Here is a 23,876-nt window from a genome sequence, read left to right as displayed (position 1 = left end):
GATGTAGTGGCCATCGCCCTCCAGGTCGCCACTGACCTGCAACTGCTTGAAAGCCCCCGCCAGGCCGGGATCGGCGAACGCCACCACGCCGTTGTTGGCCAGGCGGGTGCGCTGGGAGTCGCCGCGCAGGGTCCAGAGGCTGCTATCGGCCAGGGACAGTTGCAGGCTGCCGCCGTCCACCAGCACATCACCGAACAGGTTCGAACGCACAGCCTCCAGTTGCACCGCCTCGGCCAGCCCCCCGTCGGCCCGATCGGTGATCCACAGCGCGGTGCCCTGCTCGCCGTCGCCGCGGCCCAGCAGGCTACTGTCGATACAGCGCGTGGTCAGGCCACCGCCGTTGACCAGGATGCCGGCACCGTCTTCAGTCTGGATATGGCTGGACCTGACCTCCACATCGTTCACTTCCCGGCGCCGGTGGCGAAACTGACGATGCCATGTGCGACGAAGAGGCCCGCTGCCAGGCCTGCGGGATGGACGCCTGGTTGGTCAAGCCCGTGCCGTTGCAGCCCCGGCGGGAACTGTTTGCCCGCACCATGGGCCAGGACGTGGAACACCTGCGCCAGGCCCTGGACGGGGAGGATTACGAGCGCATCTTCCAGTTGCTGCACCGGGTACGCGGGTCGCTGGCGGTGGCTGGCCAGCAAGCGCTGATCCTGCAGGTCCACGACTTGGGGCAAAGCCTGCGCCAGAGCGGTTTGACGGCTACCACCCGCGCGCATAGCCTGATGCTGCTGCACGCCTTGCAGGACATCAGCCAGCTCGAATGAACGCTCCTAGTACCCGCATTTCTGCGCATTCCCTTTTGACAATGGATCGTGTCCACCATGAAAAAAATACGCGTTGCCCTGGCCGACGATCATCCCCTGGTGCTCGCTGCCGTCAGCGACCTGTTGAAAAAGACCCGCCAGTACGAGGTGGTGGCGGCTGTGACCACTCCCAGTGCCCTGGTCCAGCAACTTTCGGATGACCCGCGGATCGACGTGGTCATCACCGACTACTTCATGGAGGGCGACCCGACCTTCGGCGATGGCATACGCCTGGTGACCTACCTGATCCGACACTTCCCCAGGGTGCAGGTACTGGTGCTGACCATGATGTCCAACCCGATGATCGTGGCCGCGCTGTATGACATCGGCGTGCGCTCGGTACTGCCCAAGCGCCATGACATGAGCGAGTTGCTCAGCGCTCTGGAGAACGTGCGCCTGGGGCGCATCCACCATCCGCCGAGCCTGGTGCAGAACGAGCTCAATAGCAGCCCGCTGCGCTCCATGGCCGACGGCCTGAGCAGCCTCACCCCCAAGGAATACGAAGTGCTGCGGCATTTCGTGCGCGGCGAATCAATGATGCAGATCGCCGCCAACCTCAAGCGCAGCGTGAAGACCGTCAGCGCACAGAAGATCTCGGCGATCCGCAAGCTCAACCTGGACAGCGACCAGGCCCTGGTCGCCTTCTGCCTGGAGTCCGGCGAATTTCAGTAGGCCCTAGGGCCGCGGCTGGGCCAGCGCCGCGGCCAGGCGCTGCAACTTCTGCGCCTGGCTCAAGCGCAGCCACTGGCTGTGCTGCACCGGGGCGAAGTCGCACTCGACATACTGCGCCGGGTCGGTGGCCTGCCACTGGTCCATCTTGACGCTGGCGCACTGCCCGCACCGTGGTTTGGTCAACAGGCCGAAGGGCTGGCCCTGGGAGTCGGGGTCACAGGCCACACCGAACACCCGCCGCAGCAGATCGGCGCGGCGTACCGCGCTGACGTTCTGACCCTGCAGCAGTTGCTCCAGCAACTGGTCGACCTCGCTGTAGACCTCATCGTTGAGGCCATCGAGAAACACTGTCTCGCCCGATGGGCTGCGCATCAGGAATTGGCCATAACTGCCGGGCAACACCTCGGGGGCGTTGAAACGGTTGCCGCACTCGGCACAAACATAGGTGTACAGATAAAACTTCATGGCTCTACCGGGGTAATCATCTGGGGAGTGAGGATTTCATTGAAATTGTCCAGGACCGCATGGTTGACGCCACCCGGGTCCCGCTCGGAGCTGAAGCGGATCACATTGTAGCCCTGGTCCCGGGCGTCCACGCCGATCTGTTGGGTCTTGGAAGTGATGGGCCCGCCGTTGTAGCCCCACTCCTTGGCCACCGCCGGGTCGGTGAGGTCCAGAACCTTGGCCTTGCTGGCATTGACATTGAAGCGAATGCCATGGGTCGGCGTGGCGCCATGGTGGGCCAGTTCGGCCAGGGGCGTGGTAGGGCTTTCACCGACATAGAAGGCCGCGCCAAAGCGGCTGTTGGGGTTGAGGAACTTGGGGTCGATGCCACGGAGCACGCCCTGGGCCGCGCCAGGGTTGGTGGTGACGTGGTAGACCGTGGCCTCCGGCGGCGGCGGTGGCTTGCCGCCCCTGGCCAGCTTCGGCCCCAGCCCCAGGAGCACCATGCCCGCCGCGCCTTGCAACAGGTCGCGATAACCCGGCCCCAGGCGATCACCCAGATCACCCAGCAGGCCCATGCCGACGAAGGCGGCGCCGGTGATCGCGGCGAAACCGGCAAAGGCCGCCAGCCCGGCGAACGCCGCCAGCACCCCGGCGCCGATCAAGGCCCCCAGGCCGAGCACTTCAAGCCCCGTGTGCATCCAGCTTTCCAGGTCGAAGACAAACGCTACCCGCACGCTGGGCCCACCGATCAGGGTGTTCTCGCTGCCGTTCTTGATATGGGCGCCACAGACCATCTTGCTCTGCAGCCGCGCCGCCGGCTTGCCATTGATGGTGACCTTGACGCTGCCTTCGGCGATCAGTACCGGCAGGGGCATGTAGGGGTGATTGAGCGGCAGGCCACTGCAGGAAGAGGACGAGTCCACGCCGGCGCGCATGGCGTTGCGCCGGTTGATAAAGACATTGAGGCTGCCCTCCACCAGCACGCCGGTGCTGGGTTCGGGCAGGCTGAAGATGCTGCTCAGGCCCTTGACGATCTGGAACATCGACAAGCCCCCGGCCGCCACCGAGCCCACCAGGATCACCGCCGCCAGGCCACCGGTGGCAGCCGTGGCACCAATGATCGCCGCACCGATCAAGGCGCCAGCCACCGCGCCGGCCACCATCGCCGCCACGCCAAAGCCGTGGGCTATTTCGTCGCCCAGACGGGCTGCTGCCAATGCATCCATTGCCTACTCAACACTCCTGTTGCCTGCCTCGCTGGAACGCGGGCACAAGACCGCGCAAAGATTACCTGCATAGCGGTCATTGAATAACCCGGCACGAAAAAAAACTTCGAAAATGTGATGCAGGCGCCCCACAGGCCGCCAGCCTACCTGGGCAGTGGCTGGGGAATCGCCAGGCGGCTGGTGGCCTTGACCTCGCGCAGCGCCAGGCTGGACTGGATCGAGGCAATGCCCGGCTGGCGCCTGAGCACGTGCTCGACAAAGTCGCTGTAGCTGTCCAGGTCGCGGGCCAGCACCTGCAGCAGGTAGTCGGCATCGCCGGTGATCTTGTGGCAGGACTGGACCTCGGGCAGACGCATGATCACCGTCTCGAAATCGTCGGGGGTCTGGTCGGAGTGGGTAGCGAACCGCACATGGACGAAGGCCAGGATGTCCAGCCCCAGCAGGCGCCGGTCGAGGTTGGCCTGGTAATCCCTGATCACCCCCTCCTCCTCCAGGCGCTTGCGCCGCCGCCAGCAGGGAGTAAGGCTAAGGGACAGGCGCTCGCTGAGCTCTGCATTGGAAATGCTCGCGTCCTGCTGCAACAGTGCAAGAATCGCCAGGTCGGTGTCGTCGAGATTAACGTTGCGAGCCATTTTTTTCAAAATCAGCCACCACCTGGGAAAATATTACCCAAAACTCTAATTTCATCCGAACAAAAAGCAAAGAATTAGCAGCCATGCCGGAACAAACTATTTGCACCGGACAATAACAATGGATGCGTTCAGCATGCTTACCGTCTTCAGCGAATCCCATCGCCTGCACCATGGCACCGAATTGAAGGATGGCGTGCTCAAGCCCTCCTTCGAGCAACCCAGCCGCGCCGACACGGTGCGAGACCGGGTGCGCCACGTGGGGCTTGGCGAGATCATCGGCCCGCGGCGCTTCGACCGCGCCTGCTATGTGGCCGCCCACAGCGAACGTTACGTCAGCTTCCTGGAAAACGCCTGGAGTGAATGGACCGCCACCGGCCGCAGCCACGACGCTTTGCCCCTGGTGTGGCCGGTGCGCGACCTGGCCAACCAGCGGGTGCCCGAATTCATCGACGGCAAGCTGGGTTTCTTCGCCATGGACGCCGGCTCGCCGATCACCGCCACCACCTGGGATGCGGTGCGCACCAGCGCCGATATCGCGCTCACCGCCCTGGCCCTGATCGATGAAGGCCAGGACAGCGCCTTCGCCCTGTGCCGCCCGCCGGGGCATCACGCCGCACGGGAATACATGGGCGGCTACTGCTACCTGAACAACGCCGCCATCGCCGCGCAGCACGCCATCACCCGGGGCGCCAGGCGGGTGGCGGTGCTGGACGTGGACTTCCACCACGGCAACGGCACCCAGAACATTTTCTATGACCGTGGCGACGTGCTCTTCGTCTCGCTGCACGGTGACCCGGCCGTGTCCTACCCCTACTTCTCGGGCCATGCCAGCGAGCGCGGCAGCGGGGCCGGCGAAGGCTACAACCTGAACCTCCCGCTGCCCCGGGGCACCACCTGGGAGCGCTACCGCGAGGCCCTGGTGCACGCCTGCCAGCAACTGCGGGCGTTCGCGCCGGAGCTGCTGGTGGTGTCCCTCGGGGTGGACACCTTCAAGGACGATCCCATCAGCCACTTCCTCCTGGAAAGCGAAGACTTTCTCGGCATGGGCCAGATCATCGCCACGGTGGGCGTGCCGACGCTGTTCGTGATGGAAGGCGGCTACATGGTGGATGAGATCGGCATCAATGCGGTCAATGTGCTGCACGGCCATGCCAACCGCTAGCGCGCGCCAGGCGCGCTCCCCCGCAGTGTTCAACGTTCCGACCGAGAGGGAAATCACCATGACCTTGTTTATCGATGTGGATCAGGCAGCAGCGCTGTACAAGCGCCTGGGTGTCGCCAGGGCGATCCGTGAAATGGCCGGTTATATCCAGGCCGACTACCTGCGCTGGCAAGCCTTCGAAAAGTCCCCGCGCACCGCCAACCACTCGCCCACCGGAGTCATCGAACTGATGCCCGCCGACGATGGCCAGCAGTACGCCTTCAAGTACGTCAACGGCCACCCTGGCAATCCGGCCCGGCAGTTACTGACGGTCATGGCCTTCGGCGTGCTGGCCGAGGTGGACAGCGGCTACCCGGTGCTGCTCAGCGAACTGACCCTGACCACCGCGGTGCGCACCGCCGCCACCTCGGCCCTGGTGGCCCGTGCCCTGGCGCGCCCCGACAGCCGAACCATGGCGCTGATCGGCAATGGCGCCCAGAGCGAGTTCCAGGCCATCGCCTTCCACGACATGCTCGGCATCGACGAGCTGCGGATCTTCGACATCGACCCGGCCGCCTCCCGCAAGCTCAAGCACAACCTGCAAGCCTGGCCGGGCCTGAAGGTGCGCATCGCCGAGTCGGTGGCCGATGCGGTCAAGGGCGCCGACATCGTCACCACGGTGACCGCGGACAAGGCCTACGCCACCATCCTCACCCCGGAGCTGATCGAGCCCGGCATGCACCTCAATGCGGTGGGCGGCGACTGCCCGGGCAAGACCGAACTGCACGCAGAGATCCTGCGCAATGCCCGGGTGATCGTCGAGTTCGAGCCGCAAACGCGCATCGAGGGTGATATCCAGCAGTTGCCGGCGGACTTTGCGGTGACCGAATACTTCCGCATCGCCCAGGGCCTGGAACCGGGCCGCGAGCATGCCCGGCAGGTCACGGTGTTCGACTCGGTGGGCTTTGCCCTGGAGGACTTCTCGTCCCTGCGCTACCTGCACGACCAGGCGCGCGAACACGGCATTGGCGAGCAGATCCACCTGGTGCCGACCCCGGCCGACATCAAGGACCTGTACCAATTGATCGACCAGGGCACCGACGCCGCCACAGGCGCCCCGCGCCGCCTGGCCAGCGGCTGAGGCAATACTCCAGGCCGATGCACGGGAAAACGCCCCGTGCCCCTGTGCAGCGGCCCCACCCGAACCGGTTGCGCCACCCCGACCTACAACCACAGCGCGCAGCCCCAGCCACCCTGCACTGCCAAAACTCGACAACTATAAAATCAAGAGGTTTTGTGATGACTCCAGATACCCTCGGGGCCCCTGCGCACCCCGTGCTGCAACGCACCCTGCATAACCGTCATATCCAGCTCATGGCCATGGGCGGCGCCATCGGCACCGGGCTGTTCATGGGCTCGGGCAAGATCATCGCCATGTCCGGCACCTCGATCATCCTGATCTACATGATCATCGGCCTGTTCGTGTACCTGGTGATGCGCGCCATGGGCGAGCTGCTGCTGTCGAACCTGCAATTCAAGAGCTTCGCCGACTTTGCCGGCGCCTACCTGGGGCCACGCGCGGCGTTTTTTCTCGGCTGGTCCTACTGGCTGAGCTGGAGCGTGGCGGTGGTGGGCGACGCCGTGGTGGTGGGCGGTTTCTTCCAGTACTGGTTCCCCGGGGTGCCGGCCTGGATGCCCGCGGTCAGCATGATGCTGACGCTGTTCGCCCTCAACGTACTCACGGTCCGGCTGTTCGGTGAAGTGGAGTTCTGGTTCGCCATCATCAAGATCATCGCGGTGCTCACCCTGATCGGCGTCAGCCTGGTGCTGATCGCCAGTTCGTTCGTCTCGCCCTCGGGCGTGACCGCCTCGCTGGGCCACCTGCTGGACCGGCAAGCGGCCTTTCCCCACGGCCTGCTGGGCTTCTTCGCCGGGTTCCAGATGGCGATCTTCTCCTTCGCCGGCACCGAGCTGATCGGCACCGCCGCCGCGGAAACCCGCGACCCTCACAGCACCCTGCCCAAGGCCATCAACGCCATACCGCTGCGGATCATCCTGTTCTATGTGCTGGCCCTGGCCTGCATCATCGCCGTGACCTCCTGGCAGCAGGTGTCGCCGAACAAGAGCCCGTTCGTCGAGCTGTTCCTGATTGCCGGCTTCCCGGCGGCGGCGGGCATCGTCAACTTCGTGGTGCTGACCTCCGCCGCTTCCTCGGCCAACAGCGGCGTGTTCTCGGCCAGCCGCATGCTCTTCGGCCTCGCCGACCAGGGCAATGCGCCGCGCCTGTTCAAGCGCCTGTCGGGCCAGAGCGTGCCGGTCATCAGCCTGAGCTTCACCACCCTGCTGATGCTGCTGGGGGTGTTGCTGCTGTACGTGGTTCCCGAGGTGATGACCGCCTTCACCCTGGTGTCCACGGTGTCGGCGATCCTGGTGATCTTCACCTGGTCGACCATCCTCGCGTCCTACATCGCCTACTGCAAAAAGCACCCGCAACTGCACGCCCGCTCGCGCTACAAGATGCCCGGCGGCGTGCCCATGGCCTGGTTTGCCCTGGCCTTCCTGCTGTTTGTCCTGTGCCTGCTGGCCCTGCGCCCGGACACCCGCCTGGCGCTGTGCGTGATGCCGGCGTGGTTTATCTGGCTGGGCATCGCCTATCGCCTGACGGCCGGGCGCAAGGGGCGGGTTCATGGCCAGGCGGCCGCGTACCCGCGATGAAGCGCAACAGTGCCAGGGATGGCACTCCCGGCTGCGGCTCAAAACGTAAAAACATCGACACCCCCCCTGCGGTCTTGGTCTACTCGCGCGCCATCAACGTAGCCAGGGAGTGCTCACATGCAAGTCGCAGGCCCCACCTTTGAAGAGGTGTTAAGGAAGAATTTCAAGCGCGTGCTGACCTATTGGAGCCAGATCGGCACGGTCATGGGCTTGAGCGCCGTCGGGTTGGGGTTGATCAGCCTGTACATGTACACCCGGGCGATTGGCCGCACCGACCTGTTCATGGCTTCGATCGATGCAAAGTCGGCGCTGATGATCTGGCTGGTCATAGTGCTGGTGCTCATGAGCGCGTTTCTGTTTCTGCTGACCGTCACCTCCCTGCTGTTCGGGATATCCACCAGCCTGTTTCACAGAACCCCGGGGCGCCTGAAGGATGTAGTGGTGTGGCTGACCCCTCCGTTCCTGGTGGGATTCTCGGGATATGTCTTTATCATTTACTACGATCCTGGCTGGCTGCCGGAGTGGCAATCCCTGCTTGTGCTGTTGGCGCTGTTTCTGCTCAGTTGCGGAGGCCTGCTATCACGCCCTGGATTCAAACAGCTGATCGAAGAAAACCTGACGCCCACCAGAGACAAAACTGACTTTCTAGTGGTGTTGATGATCTGTCTGCTGGGCACGTTCTGCGTGGCTATTATCCCCATCCTGGTGATACTCAATGCCTACGTGAACGAAGTGAGCAGTAACTCTCCACACTACGTCGCAGTGTTGACGCTGCTGATACTGGTCCTGACGTTGCTGCCAGTGGTGATTTTCTACCGCAAGATCGGAAGCCTCTACAAACGGCTCCTGTATTCAGTCCTGTCGGTGGTAATGATTGCCCTGGCGTTTCTGTTTGTACTGCCCGGGACCATGAGCCAGATCACCTACAAGGCGGCCGGGGGGCTGGATGTGCGCCAGGATGGAATCGAACGCTTCGTCCTGCTGGACGATCTCGAACTGAATGACCTGGACCCGCTGATGTGGAATACCCGCCTGACCTCGCAGCGCCACGTGGAGGTCCAGGGTTTTCAGCTGTTCTCTTTCGGTGAAACGCTGTTGATCTGTCCCAGGGGGCTACGCAACTTGCGGCTCAACCAGATGCATACCTATACCCGCCACTGCATCAAGACCCGCAACAGCGCAGTGAGCCGCAAACCACCAGGCCCGCTGTACATCTCTCAACCGGCCTGTGCCAGCCTGGCGCCCCCTGCGACATGCTGGAAGCCGCAGGGTTCCTGACGCTTACACCCTGACGGCCTGCAACACCGAGGCGTAGTTGGCCACCGCCATGCCGCCCATGTTGAACAACAGGCCGAACTCCGGCGAGCGCGCGGCAAGGCCAATGGGCTCGCCGGTCAACTGGCGAAAGCCCAGGGCATGCATCGACACACCGGTGGCGCCCACCGGATGCCCCTTGGCCTTGAGGCCGCCGGAGAGGTTCACCGGCAGGCGTCCGTCGGCATTCACCCAGCCTTCGTCCAGGGCTCGATGGCCTTCACCCTTGGGCGCCAGGCCCATGGCTTCGTAGATCAGCAGTTCGGCGATGGTGAAGCAGTCGTGGACTTCGGCGAACGCCAGGTCGTCCAGGCCCAGGCCGGCCTCGTGCAAGGCGCCCTGGATCGCCAGTTGCGGGCCTTCGAAGGCCAGCACGTCGCGGCGCGCCATGGGCAGGAAGTCGTTCACCTGGCTCAGGGCGCGGATCGCCACTTCACGGCGGAACTCCCGAGCCCGGCGCGGCGACGCGAGGAGGATCGCCGCCGCGCCGTCGCTGATCAGCGAACAGTCGGTCAGGCGCAGGGGCTCGGCGATCAGCGGGTTGCCGGGCGAGACGCTGTTGCAGTGGGCAAAATCCATGGCCCGATGCATCTGCGCCAGGGGGTTGGCCATGGCGTTGGCGTGGTTCTTCACGGCAATCGCCGCCATGGCAGCCAGGGGGCTCTGGTAGCGCTCGGTGTAGCGCTGGGCCACTTTGCCGAACAGTTGGGCAAAGCTCAGGCCGGCCTCTTGCGGGTCGTTCTGGTAGCCGGCCCCGGCCAGGGCCCGGGTGACCTCGGCGGTGCTGTTGGCGGTCATCTTTTCCGCGCCCACCACCAGCACCAGTTCGGCGGCGCCGCTGCGGATCGCGTTGATCCCGGCCTGGATCGCCGCCGAGCCGGAAGCACAGGCGTTTTCGCAGCGGGTGGCCGGCTTGAAGCGCAACTGCGGGTCGGCCTGGAGCATCAGGGACGCGGGAAAACCATCAGGTACCAGCCCGGAGTTGAACTGGCCGAGAAACAGCGCATCGATCGCCCCGGCGTCAATGGCGGCGTCCACCAGCACGTCGCGGGTGACCTGGACAACCAGGTCTTCCAGGCTGCCATCGAGACGGCCAAAGCGGGTGTGGGCCGCCGCGACGATGCAAACGGATTCATGGTCCATGGGGGTTCTCCTGTACTGAAGGCGGGTGGTCCCGGCCAGCGGCCTGCGTGCGCAAGGGCCCTCGGCCGGGGTGACTGCCCATCAGTGTAGGTAGTGTTGCGCCAGGTGCTCAGGTCAGCGCGGCCTGGGCATCCAGGCGCAGCAGTTGCAAGGGTTCCAGCGTGGAGCCCTGCAAAGATTCCCCGGCATACAGCGCCTCGTTGGCCATGGCCATTTCAGCGCTGCGGCCAGCAACCATTTCGTAGGTCTTGCGCGGCAGCACCTCGCTCCAGCCGTTTTCAAAGGTGTTGTAGGCCAGGGTCAGCGCGGCGGTGAAATAGTGCTGGCCGGCCACTGGAATCCGGACCTCCTGGCCCGCCTCATCCAGGGCGATGAAGTGATTGGGCAAGTGCTCCACCCCCAGGCGCTTGAGCACTATCCAGGAGAAGGCCGACGGCACGAAGACGTTGAGTTTTTCTGCGGCGATGGCCGAGTAGCCACGCTCCTGCAGCAGTTGGACGATGTCGTCTTCACTGGCCTCGGGGTGGCCGGCCATCAATTCCAGGGTATCGAGCACACCCTGATGGGCACTGGCATGATCCAGGCAGCAGCTGCAGTCCGGCGAGTGCGAATCGTCATGCATGATCGGTCGATGATCCCTATCGGTCTTGGTGAGGGGGCGCAGGATAAACCCTGCGCCCGCCTCTCCACCAGCAAGCGCCGGTTACTTGATGACGATGGGGTTCACCGGTGCCCCGCTGCCGCCGACGATCTTCAGCGGCGCGGCGGTGTAGAGGAAGGTCCACTGGCCATCGGCGGCGCAATCCTCGGCCAGTTCTTCAAGCAGCACGATCTCGGTGAAGGCGATCCCCAGGTTGCGCATCAGCGCGCAATGCAGGGGAATCTGCACCCCGGACACCGGGTCGGTGATCACCTCGTTGGCGATGGTGTCGGTGACCAGATTGGGGATCTCCATCTGGTTGAACCAGTCCACCAGTTCCCGGCTGTAGGTCAACCCGGGTTCCACCAGGTCCTTGAAGAACTCGGTCTTGCCGTACTCGTAGAAGGCGCCCATGGAACCGGTGCGGATGATGAGGATGTCGCGCTTCTCGATGGCCACGCCCTGGGCCTTGGCGGCGGCCAGCAGGTCCAGGTGATTGAAGGTCTCGCCGCGCCCCAGGTACTTCTTGCCGCGGTGCCGGGCCATGTCGATCAGCACCGCACGGCCCACCACGCCGCGCTCGGCAATCGGCAGCACGCTGGCCTTGGCCATGCCGCCGACGGTGCTGCTGGCGTCGTAACCGTTCCACAGCTGGTTGTCGTACCAGGCATGGCCCAAGGCGTCGTACTGGGTCGAGCCCTGCAGCTGCATGAAGATCACGTCGTCGCAGTACTCGGCGCCACCGGTCATGGAGGGCTGCTTGCCGGCCTGATAGTGGCTGCGGTCCAGGGTATTGAAACGCATCGACGGGTTGCGCGCCGGCCACATCGGGTCGCCGCCGGGGTGGCCGATCTGCACCTGCAGGGTGAAGGTCTTGCCCTGGCGCACCGCGGCGACACCGCGCAGCACCTCGGCCTGCTGCAGGTAGTTGAGGGCACCGACTTCGTCGTCCGGGCCCCACTTGCCCCAGTTCTTGGGCAGGCCTTCAAGCAGTTGCCGGGTATTGGGCTGGTTCTTGTCGTTATCGATCCCACACATGTCGAATGCACTCCATTGATTGGGTTGAAACGGGCGAATGCCCGCGTGGCCTTGCCTGGGCGATCAACCATCAGGCCCCGGCGCCCCCTGGGGCCTTGCGGCCCTGCGGGCCGTTCGCAGCCTGCGACAGCGGCTAAACGAAGCGCGGATTACGCGCACCGGGGGCTCTGGCCTGGAGGGTTTTACAGATCATCAGACGCAACGTCCACCATCCACTTCCAGACAGGTGCCGGTGATGAAGGCCGCCTCGTCAGAGGCCAGGTACAGGCAGGCGTTGGCCACATCCTGGGGGGTGGAGAAGCGCCCCAGGGGAATGGTGGCCATGAATTTCTGGCGGTTTTCCGGGGTGTCCGGCACCCCCATGAACTCGCTGAGCAGGGCCGTGGCGCCCACCACCGGGTTGACGCAGTTGACGCGGATGTTGTCCGGCCCCAGCTCGGCGGCCATGGTCTTGCTCATCACCACCACCGCGCCCTTGCTGCCGTTGTACCAGACCAGCCCCGGACGCGGCCGGATCGCCGCCGTGGAGGCGATGTTGATGAACACCCCGCCACCCTGGCCACGGAAATGCGGCACGAAGTGCTTGGCGCTGAGGTAGATGCTTTTGACGTTGACCGCGAACACCCGGTCGAACTCGGCCTCGTCCACTTCCAGCATCGGCCGGTTGCGGTGGGTGGTGCCGGCGTTGTTGACCACGATGTCCAGGCCGCCGTATTGCTCCAGGGTGTTGCGCAGCAGCGCGGCAACGCTGGCGTCCTGGGCCACGTTGACCTCGATGAAGTGGGCCTGGCCGCCGGCATCGCGGATTTCCTGCGCCACCCGCTGGCCGCCCGTGGCGTTCATGTCGGCGATTACAACCCGGGCGCCCTGCTGGGCGAAGGTCTTGGCGATGCCTTCACCAAAGCCGGAACCGGCGCCGGTGACGATGGCAGTTTTATGGGCTAGACGCATACTAGTGACTCCTGTTTTTGTTGTTATTGGCCGCCGTAGTGGCGGCCTTCAGTCGTGACGAATGGCGATGGTCTTCAAGGCGGTAAAACCCAGCAGGGCCTCGAAGCCCTTCTCGCGGCCATAACCACTGGCCTTGACCCCGCCGAAGGGCAGTTCGACGCCGCCACCGGCGCCGTAGTTGTTGATGAACACCTGGCCGCAGCGCAGCTTGTGGGCCATGCGCAGCTGGCGCGCACCGTCCCGGGTCCAGACCCCGGCCACCAGGCCGAAGGCGCTGTCGTTGGCCAGGCGGATGGCCTCGGCCTCGTCCTCGAAGGGCATCACCGCCAGCACCGGGCCGAACACTTCCTCCCGGGCCAGGCGACTGTCTGGCGGCACATCGCGAAACAGCACCGCTTCGTGGAAGTAGCCGCCGCTGCCGGCCTCGGCCACCACCTGCCCACGGGCCGCCACCGGGATGCCGGCAGCCTCGGCCTCGCGGACGAACTCGCGAACCTGGCGCAGCTGTTTCTGCTTGATCAGCGGGCCCATGTCCAGGTCCAGCTCCGAGGGCCCGGCGCGCAGTTGGCCAAAGCACTGGGCCAGGCGTTCCAGCAGCGGTTCATAGAGGCTGCGCTGCACCAGCAGGCGGCTGCCGGCGGAACAGGTCTGGCCGCAGTTCTGCACGATGGCGTTGATCAGCACAGGTAGTGCCCGCTCCACATCGGCATCGGCGAAGACGATCTGCGGCGACTTGCCGCCCAGCTCCAGGGTTACCGGGCAATGCCGTTCGGCGGCGGCCTTGGCCACCAGGGCGCCGGTGCCGGTTGAACCGGTGAACGAGATATGCGCGACGCCAGGATGGGCGCACAACGCAGCACCGGCTTCGTGGCCATAGCCGCTGACCACATTCAGGCTGCCCGCCGGGAAGCCGACCTGGGCCGCCAGCTCCGCCAGCCGCAGCAGCGACAGGCTGGCGTCCTCGGCAGGCTTGACCACGCAGGCATTGCCCGCCGCCAAAGCGGCGCCGACGCTGCGGCCGAAGATCTGCATCGGGTAGTTCCAGGGAATGATGTGCCCGGTAACGCCATGGGGCTCGCGCACCGTGAGCACGGTGTAGCCGACCTGATAGGGCAAGGTCTCGCCGTGGAGCTTGTCGGCGGCCCCGGCGTAGTACTCGAAATAGCGCGCCAGGGCGGTGGCATCGGCACGGGCCACCTTCAGCGCCTTGCCGGTGTCCCGGGCTTCGATCTGCGCCAGCTCTTCGTGGTGCTCCAGCACTGCATGACTCAGGCGCGCCAGCAGGCGCCCGCGCTCCAGGGCCGAGAGGCTGCCCCAGGGGCCGTCGAAAATGTCCCCCAGGGCCCGTTGCGCGGCCTGCACCGCCAGGTCGATGTCCTCGGCGGTGCCACGGGCGATTCGCGCGTAACTGATGCCGGTGCTGGGGTCCTGCACCGGAATGTTCTCGGCCCAGGACGAGGCTTGCCATTGGTTGTCGATGTAGTGTTCGAGGGTCATTTTCATCAGCTCCTGTTGCCTGCCAGACACTCGGCAATCGCCCGCCCGACGTCCACGGTGCTGGCAATGCCGCCCATTTCCCGGGTGCGCGGGCCTTCGGCGAGCACCGTCTCGATGCTTTCGACAATCGCCGCCGCGGCCCGCTGGTAAAGCTCATCGCCCTGCCCCAGGTGTTCGATCATCAGCGCCGCCGACCAGATCTGGCCGATGGGATTGGCCACGCCGAGACCGGCGATATCCGGCGCCGAACCATGCACCGGCTCGAACAGCGAGGGGTACAGGCGCTCCGGGTTGAGGTTGGCCGAGGGCGCAATGCCGATGGTGCCGGTGCAGGCCGGGCCCAGGTCGGAAAGGATGTCGCCGAACAGATTGGAGGCCACCACCACATCGAACCAGTCCGGGTGCTGGACGAAGTGCGCGCAGAGAATGTCGATGTGGAACTTGCGCGTGTCGACCTGGGGATAGGCCTTGGCGATCTGCTCCACCCGCTCGTCCCAGAACGGCATGGTGATGGCGATGCCGTTGGACTTGGTGGCCGCCACCAGGTTGCGCCGGGGCCGGCGGCTGGCGAGTTCGAAGGCGTAGTTCACCACCCGGTCCACACCATGGCGGGAGAACACCGACTCCTGAAGGGCGATCTCCCGCGGGGTGCCCTCCCACATGCGCCCGCCGACGCTGGAATACTCGCCCTCGGTATTTTCCCGCACCACGATGAAATCGATGTCCCCGGGCGCCCGCCCGGCCAGCGGGCACGGCACCCCGGGCATCAGCCGCACTGGGCGGATGTTCACGTACTGGTCGAACTGGCGGCGGATCTTCAGCAGCGAATCCCACACCGCAATATGGTCGGGCACGATGTCCGGCGCGCCCACGGCGCCGAAGAAGATCGCCTCGTGGCCACCGATCTGCTGCGCCCAGTCGGCGGGCATCATGCTGCCGTGGGCCTGGTAGTGCTCGCTGCACCAGTTGAAGTGGTCGAACTGCAAGGCGATGCCGAAGCGCCGGCTGACGGCTTCCAGTACGCGCAAGCCTTCGGGGACCACTTCGCGGCCGATGCCGTCACCGGCGATCACCGCGATGCGATGGGGAGGTTTTACAGCGGGATTGATCCTGGACAAGCCGTCTCTCCTGGTCTGACGTGTTGTTGTTATGGAGGCAGGTCAAGCGCACGGGCGAGCCCATTCTGGGCACGGGGAAGCGCCCAGGGGAATTGCTCATTATGGAAACCGCCTTCGCAAAATTCGAAGGCAGGAAGGAAGAGTCCTGCTATGACCGGCGGTTAGCCCGCAGCTGCCGCGGCCTGCTCGCAACCGGCCAGGTAGTCGAACAGCTCGCGGCTGGCCAGGGACGGCTGTTCCTGGCGCCGGCAGAGGTACATCTGGCGGTCGGCCCAGGAGTCGTCGATTTCGATAAAACGCAAGGCCATCTCCTTGCGAAAGATCTGCACCGCGCCCTGGGGCAGCACCCCGACGCCCTGCCCGGCGGCGATCAGCCGGCATACGGCCTCGAAGCTGCGCACCTGCACCCGCAGGCGCAGGGGCATGCTCACCGCCGCAGCCGCCTCGCTGATCAGAGGAGTGATCGCGGCGTTGTCCTCCAGGCCGACGAAGTCATAGCCCAGCAAGTCCTGAAAGCGTGCGTGGCTCATCTTGAACGGGTGGTCCTGGGGCACGATCAGGCACAGGCGGTCGCGGCAATAAGGGATGAAATGCAGGTCCTGGCCCCGTGGCCGGGTGGTGACGATGCCCACATCGGCCACGCCGTCACGCACCGCGAGGAGGATCTCGCGGCTGCGCTCTTCGCGGATGTCCACGCGGATGCCCGGGTGCAGGTCGCTCCACTGGGTCAATTGCCGGGGCAGTTCCTGGCTCATGGCCGAGCTGTTGGCATACAGGCTGACCCGGCCGGTGGCGCCCTTGGCGAAGTCGGCCAGGTCGGCGTGCATCACATCCACCGCCCGCAGCAGGCTTCGCGCGTGCTCGGCCAGAGCCAACCCCGCCGCCGTGGGCTGCACCCCGGTGGAAGTACGGATCAGCAGCGTCACCTTGAAGTGCTGCTCCAGGAGCGACAGGCGCCGGCTGGCGGCGGACAGCGACAGGTGCGACTGCTCCGCCGCGCGGGACAGGTTGCCCAGGGTCAGGGCCTTGAGAAACAGCTCGATGGAAGTCAGGTCCGGGGCCATGGCAGGGTCCTTGTGCGCGGTCGGTGAAAACTACCCAGTCGGGCGCCCCCTGTCCAACCTTGTGGCGGCTGCTCGCAGCCCCGGTCAACGCCCGGAAAAACGCAGCCGCGACAGCTGGCGCAGATCCCCTTCCAGGTAGTAGGCGTTGCTCCAGCTGTCGTCCACCGCCAGGGGCTGGACCTGCTTGAGGGCCAATTGCCTGGCGAAGTAGCGGAACCGGTAGTGCTCGTAGAAGCGCAGCAGCTCCAGGCCGTAGCGGTCCGCCAGGTCGATATCGCCGCGGATGATCAGGAAGTTCTCGTCATTGCTCTGGCTCGCGCCGACGCTGAGGTTGTGACTGCCGCTGATGATCACCGGCGCCTCGCTGGTGAAGTCGGTGACGATGGCCTTGGTGTGCACCAGCAGGTTGCCCTTCTGGCCTTTGAGCCCCTCCTTGAGCCAGCCCTCCAGGCCATTGTTGAGCAAGGCGGTGGCGGCGAACTCGGCCGTGCGGTCGGCGTGAAAACCGGTGATGCGGCTGGCGGTGTTCTGCAGGCCGTAGCGCAGCACGTCGTCGTGGGGCTGGCCGAGCAAGGCATCGAGAATGCTGTCGGGCAAGGCGAAGGCGGTGACGAACAGCAGGTCGCGGCGGGCGCTGTTGATGATATCGACGAACTCCGCGAGGTCGCCCTGGCCGCTGCGCGGGGAAAACCCGGCGAACAGCGACGCCTGCGGCTGCATGGGGTTGTTCCGGGTCAGCCAGGTGCGCGTGGCGCCGACATCCGCCGGCGTCGCCCAGACCTGCTCGAATACTTCCAGGTAGCGCGTGGCGATGTCCACGTGGTCGAGGCTGTGCAGCACGTTGGCCTGGCGGTAGACGCCGTTGGCGGTGAAGTTGGTGCTGCCGCACAGAACCGATTGCGGCTGGCGCTGGCCGTTGGCGTCGAGACGACCGAGAACGATGAACTTGTCGTGGAAGATCGCGTGGGTCACCCGCCCGCGTTTACAGTCCTGCGGCAGGTGTTGCAGGCTGGCCTGGTTCATCGTGGTGTCGGCATCACCGGGGGCGGCGTGGTACAGCACCCGCACCTGTACGCCGCGGTCGAAGGCCGCGTTGACGGCATCGATGATCGCTTGCAACTGGTACTCGTAGATGGCGATGTCCAGGCTCCAGCTGGCGTCCGTGGCGCGCTGAATGAACCCCAGCAGTTCCTCCAGCAGGCCGTTTTCCAGCCACTGGCGGGGCGCATCCGGCCAGTCTTCGATGGGCAGGTTCTTGTTGGCGCTGAGCAGCGCGTCCAGCTCGGGAAACTTGCGTGAGAACGCCTGGCTGGCAGCCACTGCACGGTTGAAGATCACCCGCTGGCCGGGAGGCTGGCCGTTGTCGGCGGTGATGCTCAACTGCAGGGACTCGCCCAACTGCGGCGCATCGCTGCTGCCGTACACCAGATGGACCCGATAGTTGAGAGTGGCCCCGGGGTTGACCGCGTAGTCGGCCCAGCGGAATTTCTGCAGGGGCGCCTGATCGCTGGGGGTGGCGTTGTATTGGGGGAAGGTATGGGCCTTGCCGGGGAAGGTCAGGCTGTTGAACAGAAACAGCCAGGGCTTGCTGCCAGTCTGCTTCTCGATGGCGAACCCCAGCAGGCCCTGGCGCCGCGAAGCGTCCAGGTCCATGGCCAGCAGCACCCCGTTGGTTCCGGCGTAGGCCTTGACCCGGAAATCGTCCTTGTCGTTACGCACCAGTACCCGCATGAAGTCACTCCTGTGAAAGACAGCGCAAAGCGTAGCCGCTTCCCGCTCCGGCATGCCAAGGCAAATCCCTGTAGGAGCCGGCTTGCCGGCGAAGAGGCCCTTGTGACTTGCACCGCCAGGCCGGACGCTTTCGCTGGCAAGCCAGCTCCTACGGGGGATGTGCGGTGTGTCGGGGAGGTAGTCAGTCGATAGGCTGGTAGGCAGCGTTGAGCCGAGTCGCCAGTTCGCGGGCGCGGCCCAGGCGGATCGGGCCGCGTTCGATGTCGAGCAGCAAGGTCGGACAGTTCAGGGGCCTGGGCGGTGGCAGGTTCTTCAGCCGGCCATCGGTGATCAGCAGCACGCGCTGCTGCTCCGCCGGCAGGCGCCGTTGGCGTTGTTCCAGCCACTGGGCCGCTTCGTTCAGGGCTTGGGGCAAGGGCGTGCCGCCGCCGGCACCCAGGCTGTCGAGCCAGTGCCGCAAATCCCTGGAGGCCTTCAGGCCCTGGACCTGCCAGCTCGGCGCACGGCCGCTGGCGGTGAGCAGGGCCAGGCGTGCGCGCTGGCGGTAGGCGTCGTCGAACAGTTGCGCCAGCAGGCCCTTGGCATCACTCAGGGCGCTGTGCCGGCGGGTCGAGGCCGAAGCGTCGACTATCACCAGCCACAGCTCATGGGGCGAGCGGCCGCGCAAGCGAAACAGCAGGTCTTCGCGCTGCCGAGGACGGCCTTTGAGCAAGGTGCCGGGCCAGTTGACCGAACCGGTGCTGGCCTCGCGGCTTTTGCCTTGCCGGCCGTGATCCAGGTGCCCCGCCCGGGGCTTGGCATCCGCCCCCCGGTCAGTGCGGGGGCGGATGCCTAGGGCTTTTTTGGCCAGCTGGGCACTTCACGACGGGCGCCGGTGGGCAGGGCCTGGGCCGGCATTTCGCCCCATTGGCCCTGGCCTTCGCTGGGGTTGGCGTTGGCTGGCGCCGGTGTCTGGGGGCTTTGCCCGGACTGTGGCGCGCTGGGCGGTGTCTCCCGCCGCCGGTGGCGCAAGGCGAACTCGGCCACGGCGTCGATATCCTCCTCGGCAATCGCCGGGGCGCCGCGCCAGGCGGCATGGGCGCGGGCCGCGCGCAGCCAGACCAGGTCGGCGCGCAGGCCGTCCACGGCGGCGGCAAAGCAGCGCTCGGTAATCAGCCCCAGGGCCTGGTCGTCCAGCGGGATGTCGGCCAGGGCCGCCCGCGCCCGCTGGCAGCGCTCGCGCAATGCCGCCTGGGGTTCGGCCCACTGGGCGCAGAAGCCCTGGGGATCGCTGTCGAAATCCAGCCGCCGGCGAATGATCTGCCCGCGTTCTTCAGGCGCGGGCTGGCCGCTGAGGGCGACGTTGAGGCCAAAGCGGTCCAGCAGTTGCGGACGCAGTTCGCCCTCTTCCGGGTTCATGGTGCCAATCAGCACGAACTTCGCCGAATGGCGATGGGAAATGCCGTCGCGCTCGATCAGGTTGGTGCCGCTGGCGGCCACGTCCAGCAGCAGGTCCACCAGGTGATCGGGCAGCAGGTTGACTTCATCGACATAGAGCACGCCGCCGTCGGCCTTGGCCAGCACCCCCGGAGAAAACTGCGCCCGGCCCTGGCCCAGGGCGGCGTCCAGGTCCAGGGTGCCCACCAGGCGTTCTTCAGTGGCACCCAGGGGCAAGGTGACGAACTGCCCGCTGGCCAAGAGGTCCGCCAGGCCCCGGGCCAGGGTCGACTTGGCCATGCCCCGCGGGCCTTCGATCAGCACGCCGCCGATCTTCGGGTCGATGGCGGTCAGGCACAGGGCCAGTTTCAGTGCTTCGGCGCCGACCACGGCGGACAGCGGGAAATGTGGGGTGTCGCTCATGTCTGGGTCTCGCTTGGGTCGGGGGTGTCCCGCAGGACGCTTTGGCGAGCAAGCTCGCTCCTACAACGGCAATGCCAGCCCTGTAGGAGCGAGCTTGCTGGCGATCGAGTGCGCAGCACTCGCCGCATCAGGAATCTTCTTCTATATCCAGCAGCAGGTGTTCCAGGGCTTCACGATAATCGCCAGGCTCTTGCCACAGGCCACGCTGCTGAGCTTCCAGCAGGCGCTCGGTCATGTCGCGCAGGGCGTGGGGATTATGCTGGCGGACGAACTCGCGGGTCGAGCCATCCAGCAGATAGGCATCGGCCAGCAAGGCGTACTGGTGATCGTCGATCAGCTCGGTGGTGGCGTCGAAGGCGAACAGGTTGTCCAGGGTCGCGGCCATTTCGAAGGCGCCCTTGTAGCCGTGGCGCTTGACCCCTTCGACCCACTTCGGATTGGCCGCCCGGGAGCGGATCACCCGGTTCAGTTCTTCCTTGAGGGTGCGGATCTTCGGCAGGTCCGGCTGGCTGTGGTCGCCGTGATAGCTGGCGGCCTTGGCCCCGCTGAGGCTTTCCACCGCCGCCAGCATGCCGCCCTGGAACTGGTAGTAGTCGTTGGAGTCCAGCAGATCGTGCTCGCGGTTGTCCTGATTCTGCAGCACCGCCTGCACCTGCCCCAGGCGGGTGGCGAACTGCTCGCGGGCGGCGGTGCCTTCGTCGCTGCCCCCATAGGCGTAGCCACCCCAGTTCAGGTAGACCTCGGCCAGGTCCTCGCGGCTCTGCCACAAGCGGCCGTCGATGGCGCCCTGGACCCCGGCGCCATAGGCCCCCGGCTTGGCACCGAAAATCCGCCAGCCGGCCTGGCGCGCGGCCGCATCCTGCTCCAGGCCCGAGGCGATCAGCGCCTCGCGCTCGGCGCGGACCCTGGCCGCCAGCGGGTTCATGTCCTCGGGCTCATCGAGGGCCGCCACCGCTTGCACCGCTGCGTCGAACAGGCGGATCAGGTTGGCGAAGGCGTCGCGGAAGAACCCGGACACCCGCAGGGTCACGTCGACCCGCGGCCGGTCCAGCAGGCTCAGGGGCAGGATCTCGAAATCGTCGACCCGCTGGCTGCCGGTGGCCCACACCGGGCGCACACCCATCAGGGCCATGGCCTGGGCGATGTCGTCGCCACCGGTGCGCATGGTGGCGGTGCCCCAGACCGACAGGCCCAGTTGCAGCAGGTGGTCGCCGTGATCCTGCAGGTGGCGTTCGAGGATCAGGTTGGCCGACTGGAAACCGATGCGCCAGGCGGTGGTGGTGGGCAGGTTGCGCACGTCCACCGAGTAGAAGTTGCGTCCGGTGGGCAGCACATCGAGGCGGCCACGGCTGGGGGCGCCGCTGGGTCCGGCAGGGACGAAACGCCCGTTCAGGGCGTCCAGCAGGCCGCGCATTTCCGCCGGGCCGCAAGCGTCCAGACGCGGCGCGATCACCTCGCGCAAGCCGTCGATAATGCTCTGCACCGGCTCCCAGCCGGGCTCGTCCAACTGCGGGACGGGCCCTTGCAGCGCCGCTTCGATCAACCCGGTGGCGTAGAGCTCCAGGCGCTCGCGCGCATCGCCAGCGGTGCGCCACAGCGCCTCGCTGAGCTGCCGCAACGGCTGCGGCCGGCGCCCGGTCCAGGGTTCGGCCAGGGCGCAATCCAGCGGATCGAAGCCCAGCTCGAAGGCCTTGGCCAAGGCCCGCAGCAGGCTGGCATGGGCGCCCTTGCCATCGCCCCGGGGAATGCGCAGCAGGGCCAGCAGGGTGTCGATGCGCAAGCGCCCCTCGGGGGACTCGCCGAACAGGTGCAGGCCATCGCGGATCTGCGATTCCTTGAGGTCGCACAGGTAGGTGTCCAGGCGCGGCAGCCAGAGCGCGGCGTCGGCATCGCTGTCGAGCTGTTCGCCCAGCTGCAGCTCGCGGTCGATATGGGTCTCGCGCACCAGCTTGAGGATGTCGCGCTGCAGCTCCCGGGCCCGGCGCGGGTCCAGCAATTGGGCTTCGTAGTATTCGTCCGCCAGCAGCTCCAGGTTGCGCAGCGGGCCGTAGGTTTCGGCGCGGGTCAGGGGCGGCATCAGGTGGTCGATGATCACCGCCTGGGTACGGCGCTTGGCCTGGGCGCCCTCCCCCGGGTCGTTGACGATGAACGGGTAGATGTTCGGCAACGGCCCCAGCAGCGCATCCGGCCAGCATTGCTCGGAAAGGCCCACGCCCTTGCCCGGCAGCCATTCCAGGTTGCCGTGCTTGCCGACATGGATCAGCGCGTGGGCGCCGTAGGCCTGGCGCAGCCAGAAGTAGAACGCCAGGTAGCCATGGGGCGGCACCAGGTCCGGGTCGTGGTAGACCGCGCTGGGGTCCACCTGGTAACCCCGGGCCGGCTGGATGCCGACGAAGGTCAGGCCAAAGCGCAGGCCGGCGATCATCATCCGCCCGTTGCGGCACATCGGATCCTGCTGCGGCATGCCCCAGCGCGCCAGCACCGCTTGGCGGTTGACTTCGGGCAGGGCCTGGAACATCCGCTCATAGTCGTCCAGCGCCAGGCTTTGCTGGCACGGACGCAGGTCAATGCTGTCCAGGTCGTTGCTGACCCCGCCCAGCAACTCCCGGATCAACTCGGTGCCACTGGCGGGCAGTTCGGCCGGCAGCGGATAGCCTTCGGCCTGCAGCGCCTTGAGGATGTTCAGCGCCGCCGCCGGGGTGTCCAGGCCCACACCGTTGCCGATGCGCCCGTCCCGGGTCGGGTAGTTGGCCAGCACCAGGGCGATACGCTTTTGGCCGTTGTCCAGGCGCCCCAGTTCGACCCAGCGCCGGGCCAGTTCGGCGACGAAATCCATGCGTTCGGGCTGGCCGCGGTAGCACACCACGTCCGACTGGCTGCGCTCGCTGCGCCAGGCCAGGTCCTTGAAGCTGATGGGCCGGCTGATGATGCGTCCGTCCAGTTCCGGCAAGGCGATGTGCATGGCCAGGTCCCGCGGCCCCAGGCCCTGCTCGCTGTCGCGCCAGCCCGGTTCGTTGTCCTGGGCGCAGATCGCCTGGATCACCGGGATATTGCGGCGGAACGGCCGCAGGTGCGGGGCTTCGGGGCTGGACTGGGCAAAGCCTGTGGTATTGAGGATCACCCCGGTTGCAGTTTCATCCAGCCAGTCTTCCACCTGGCTCAGGCAGCCGGGCTCCTTGAGGCTGGCCACCGCTATCGGCAAGGGGTTGAGGCCCGCCGCCAGCAAGCGCTGGCAGAACAGGTCGATAAAGCCGGTGTTGGCCGCCTGTAAATGGGAGCGGTAGAACAGCAGCGCCGCCACGGCTTGCCCTTGCTGCCAGTCGCCCTGCCAGTCGCTGAGGGCGGCCTGGCTTTTGTGCGGGTGGTAGATCGCCGTGCGTGGCAGGGCCTGCGGTTCGCTCCAGGGGTAGTCGCGCCCCAACAGGCCGGCCAGGCAGCGGTAGAAATTCAGGGCGTTGTCGCGCCCGCCCTGGCGCAAAAACTGCCACAGGCGGTCGCGTTCGCCGGCAGCCACCGTGCTCAAGTCGCTGAGTTCCGGGTCCGGGCGGTCGTCCCCCGGCACCAGGATCAACTGCACCCCGCGCCGGGACAGCTCCACCAACTGCTCGACGCCGTAGCGCCAGTAGGCGATGCCACCGTGCAGGGAAATCAGGATGACCTTGGCGTGGCGCAGCACCTGGTCCACATACAAGTCCACCGAGGCGTGGTTCTGCACCTGCATCGGGTTGGCCAGGCGAAAGCTCGGGTAGTCCTCGGGCAATTGCTCGGCGGCATCGGCCAGCAGCGCCAGGCTGGAATCGCCGCTGCACAGGATCACCAGCTCGGCGGGGGTTTGTCCCAGGTCGGCAATGTTGTCATCCGACACGAAACCGCCGGGCTGGGTCCTGAGCAGGTGCATG

At 66.1% G+C, this 23,876-nt stretch carries 20 protein-coding genes; 6 read left to right on the top strand and 14 right to left on the bottom strand.

The window, feature by feature from the left end; genetic code table 11:
• The first annotated feature begins 437 nt into the window (after positions 1-437).
• A complete protein-coding gene (locus tag KCG88_RS02245; RefSeq protein ID WP_246882537.1) occupies positions 438-770 on the top strand; it encodes an Hpt domain-containing protein in 333 nt (110 codons plus the stop codon).
• Positions 771-827: 57 nt separating this feature from the next.
• A complete protein-coding gene (locus KCG88_RS02240; protein ID WP_047337176.1) occupies positions 828-1,481 on the top strand; it encodes a response regulator transcription factor in 654 nt (217 codons plus the stop codon).
• Positions 1,482-1,484: 3 nt separating this feature from the next.
• Here the strand turns inward: KCG88_RS02240 and KCG88_RS02235 are convergent, their stop codons facing one another.
• The 3 genes from KCG88_RS02235 to KCG88_RS02225 form a co-directional block, all read right to left on the bottom strand.
• On the bottom strand, positions 1,485-1,946 hold the full coding sequence (locus KCG88_RS02235; RefSeq protein ID WP_047287666.1) for a hypothetical protein: 462 nt from the start codon (positions 1,944-1,946) through the stop codon (positions 1,485-1,487).
• Positions 1,943-3,154: a PAAR domain-containing protein gene (locus KCG88_RS31075; protein WP_080966970.1), complete on the bottom strand. Its 1,212-nt coding sequence runs from the start codon at positions 3,152-3,154 to the stop codon at positions 1,943-1,945. The genes KCG88_RS02235 and KCG88_RS31075 overlap by 4 nt, the downstream gene beginning before the upstream one ends.
• 143 nt (positions 3,155-3,297) lie before the next feature.
• Entirely contained in the window at positions 3,298-3,786 is a 489-nt protein-coding gene (locus KCG88_RS02225) for an Lrp/AsnC family transcriptional regulator (protein WP_210711632.1), read from the bottom strand.
• Between the two features lie 133 nt (positions 3,787-3,919).
• Between KCG88_RS02225 and KCG88_RS02220 the strand changes: the two genes are divergently transcribed.
• The 4 genes from KCG88_RS02220 (at position 3,920) to KCG88_RS02205 (ending at position 8,920) form a co-directional block, all read left to right on the top strand.
• Positions 3,920-4,948 (top strand): histone deacetylase family protein, encoded by a 1,029-nt coding sequence (locus KCG88_RS02220; protein ID WP_199521989.1) that lies wholly within the window; start codon positions 3,920-3,922, stop codon positions 4,946-4,948.
• Positions 4,949-5,006: 58 nt separating this feature from the next.
• Entirely contained in the window at positions 5,007-6,068 is a 1,062-nt protein-coding gene (locus tag KCG88_RS02215) for an ornithine cyclodeaminase (RefSeq protein WP_047287672.1), read from the top strand.
• Between the two features lie 158 nt (positions 6,069-6,226).
• The gene (locus KCG88_RS02210; RefSeq protein ID WP_047287674.1) at positions 6,227-7,642 is read left to right on the top strand and encodes an amino acid permease; all 1,416 of its coding nucleotides are present in this window, start codon (positions 6,227-6,229) and stop codon (positions 7,640-7,642) included.
• A gap of 117 nt (positions 7,643-7,759) precedes the next feature.
• On the top strand, positions 7,760-8,920 hold the full coding sequence (locus KCG88_RS02205) for a hypothetical protein (RefSeq protein WP_210711631.1): 1,161 nt from the start codon (positions 7,760-7,762) through the stop codon (positions 8,918-8,920).
• Positions 8,921-8,923: 3 nt separating this feature from the next.
• Here KCG88_RS02205 and KCG88_RS02200 read toward each other — a convergent pair whose 3' ends face one another.
• From KCG88_RS02200 to cobN, 11 genes are all read right to left on the bottom strand, one after another.
• Positions 8,924-10,099, bottom strand: a complete 1,176-nt coding sequence (locus KCG88_RS02200) for an acetyl-CoA acetyltransferase (RefSeq protein WP_047287678.1) — start codon at positions 10,097-10,099, stop codon at positions 8,924-8,926.
• Between the two features lie 109 nt (positions 10,100-10,208).
• Positions 10,209-10,721, bottom strand: coding sequence for a hypothetical protein (locus tag KCG88_RS02195; RefSeq protein WP_047337179.1), 513 nt, complete (start codon positions 10,719-10,721; stop codon positions 10,209-10,211).
• Positions 10,722-10,802: 81 nt separating this feature from the next.
• On the bottom strand, positions 10,803-11,777 hold the full coding sequence (locus KCG88_RS02190; protein ID WP_047287681.1) for a cyclase family protein: 975 nt from the start codon (positions 11,775-11,777) through the stop codon (positions 10,803-10,805).
• Positions 11,778-11,969: 192 nt separating this feature from the next.
• Positions 11,970-12,728, bottom strand: coding sequence for an SDR family oxidoreductase (locus tag KCG88_RS02185; protein ID WP_210711630.1), 759 nt, complete (start codon positions 12,726-12,728; stop codon positions 11,970-11,972).
• A gap of 48 nt (positions 12,729-12,776) precedes the next feature.
• Positions 12,777-14,225, bottom strand: coding sequence for an aldehyde dehydrogenase family protein (locus tag KCG88_RS02180; RefSeq protein ID WP_210711629.1), 1,449 nt, complete (start codon positions 14,223-14,225; stop codon positions 12,777-12,779).
• Between the two features lie 5 nt (positions 14,226-14,230).
• Entirely contained in the window at positions 14,231-15,343 is a 1,113-nt protein-coding gene (locus KCG88_RS02175; RefSeq protein WP_210711628.1) for a tartrate dehydrogenase, read from the bottom strand.
• A 161-nt stretch (positions 15,344-15,504) separates the two neighbouring features.
• Complete coding sequence (locus KCG88_RS02170; RefSeq protein ID WP_047287688.1) at positions 15,505-16,407, bottom strand: LysR family transcriptional regulator; 903 nt, start codon at positions 16,405-16,407, stop codon at positions 15,505-15,507.
• An 84-nt stretch (positions 16,408-16,491) separates the two neighbouring features.
• Complete coding sequence (locus KCG88_RS02165; protein ID WP_210711627.1) at positions 16,492-18,138, bottom strand: phospholipase D-like domain-containing protein; 1,647 nt, start codon at positions 18,136-18,138, stop codon at positions 16,492-16,494.
• A gap of 181 nt (positions 18,139-18,319) precedes the next feature.
• The gene (locus KCG88_RS02160) at positions 18,320-18,916 is read right to left on the bottom strand and encodes a VWA domain-containing protein (protein WP_210712126.1); all 597 of its coding nucleotides are present in this window, start codon (positions 18,914-18,916) and stop codon (positions 18,320-18,322) included.
• 53 nt (positions 18,917-18,969) lie between these two features.
• Entirely contained in the window at positions 18,970-19,977 is a 1,008-nt protein-coding gene (locus KCG88_RS02155) for an AAA family ATPase (protein WP_210711626.1), read from the bottom strand.
• Positions 19,978-20,104: 127 nt separating this feature from the next.
• Positions 20,105-23,875 (bottom strand): cobaltochelatase subunit CobN, encoded by a 3,771-nt coding sequence (cobN, locus tag KCG88_RS02150; protein ID WP_210711625.1) that lies wholly within the window; start codon positions 23,873-23,875, stop codon positions 20,105-20,107.
• Between the last annotated feature and the right edge of the window lies 1 nt (position 23,876).

The sequence above is a fragment of the Pseudomonas sp. MWU349 genome (assembly GCF_017947325.1).
Taxonomy (GTDB): Bacteria; Pseudomonadota; Gammaproteobacteria; order Pseudomonadales; family Pseudomonadaceae; genus Aquipseudomonas; species Aquipseudomonas protegens.
Note: the sequence above shows the minus strand (reverse complement) of the source record. Positions and strands in the feature narration are given on the sequence as shown.